This window comes from Paraburkholderia sp. LEh10 (assembly GCF_017814945.1).
GTDB lineage: Bacteria > Pseudomonadota > Gammaproteobacteria > Burkholderiales > Burkholderiaceae > Paraburkholderia.
This window is the reverse complement of the sequence record NZ_JAGIPX010000228.1, coordinates 1-757: the sequence shown is the minus strand read 5'-3', so window position 1 is coordinate 757 and position 757 is coordinate 1. Positions and strand designations below refer to the sequence as shown.

The window sequence follows — 757 nt, the reverse complement described above, 5'->3', positions numbered from 1 at the left end:
TCGAATCAGTTTTGCGTCGCTGCATGAGCGAAGGCCTCGTGGGCGGTGAAGGGTTCGCGATCGACGCCAGTGTCATCAAAGCCGACGCCAATCGCACCCGAGGCATCGCCGGGACCGAAGCAGTTGACTGGAGTCGTGGCGAAGGGCCCAGCCGCGCGGTGCGTGAGTATCTGGCGACGCTCGATGCAAACGACACTGATGCCCAAGCCGTAGAAGCATCGCCGGAACCTGCAGCGCAGCCAAAGAACATCTCTCTGACCGATCCGGCTGCACGTTGGACAGCAGCGCCCGGTGGCCCGGCGTTCTATGCCTACTCGACCAACTACCTGATCGATCTGCAGGCGGGAATCATCATGGATGTTGAGGCCACACCCGCATACCGCACACAGGAGGTGGACGCAACCAGGACCATGATTGATCGGGTCGAGCGGCGCTTCCGGCTCAAGCCACAACGTCTGGTCGGTGACACTGCATACGGCACAGCATCGATGCTTGCCTGGATGATCAATGACAAGGCGATCGAACCGCACGTCCCCGTGTGGGAGAAAGGGGCGCGGAGCGACGAGACGTTCGCGAACAGCGATTTCCAGTGGCTTGAGCAAAGCAATGAGTATCGCTGTCCCGCCGGACACGCACTGCGCAGCGAACGACGCCCGTTCAAGAATCCGCGCACGCACATCACCAAGGCCAACACGATCGTCTATCGATCAAGCCAGTTGGACTGCGCGGGATGTGCATTGAAGGATCAATGCTGTCC

General features: G+C 60.5%; 1 protein-coding gene. It reads left to right on the top strand.

The window, feature by feature from the left end; genetic code table 11:
• Window positions 1-757, top strand: a 757-nt coding sequence (locus J8I87_RS44085; RefSeq protein WP_209938931.1) for a transposase, incomplete at both ends; no start/stop codon positions are given.